The sequence below is a fragment of the Thermobacillus xylanilyticus genome (assembly GCF_907165215.1).
In the GTDB taxonomy this organism is placed as follows: Bacteria; Bacillota; Bacilli; order Paenibacillales; family Paenibacillaceae; genus Thermobacillus; species Thermobacillus xylanilyticus.
Genome location: NZ_CAJRAY010000005.1, coordinates 1 through 385 on the forward strand (window position 1 = coordinate 1; position 385 = coordinate 385).

Genomic DNA, 385 nt, shown 5'->3' on the forward strand with positions numbered 1-385 from the left:
GCTCTCTTTCTATGCCCGCTTTTTCCAATCTTTACCCCAACACAAATTTTACTCTAACGAATTGCCAAATGTGGAAGAGCCATTGGTCTTGCGGAACCAAATCGGGGGATGGCCGCGCGGGCGAAGGTTTTGGGCGCAGGATGGATTGCGGGGTGCGGGAAATATGGTGCAAATGTGCACCAGGATGAGGCGCTGTGGGCCGGATCGGGCGAATATGGTGCATAAATGCACCAGGATAGCCGGCCGAGGGCTGAATCGGCTGAATATGGTGCATAAATGCACCAGGATAGCCGGCCGGGGGCTGAATCGGCTGAATATGGTGCATAAATGCACCAGAATGACGGGCCGAGGGCTGGATCGGGCGAATATGGTGCAAATATGCACC

The 385-nt window shown here is 54.5% G+C and carries 1 protein-coding gene; it reads right to left on the reverse strand.

Features of this window, described 5'->3' with window-relative positions:
• Positions 1 to 31: 31 nt before the first annotated feature.
• Positions 32 to 385, reverse strand: a 354-nt coding sequence (locus KJQ12_RS00940; protein ID WP_213483107.1) for a hypothetical protein, incomplete at its 5' end; no start/stop codon positions are given.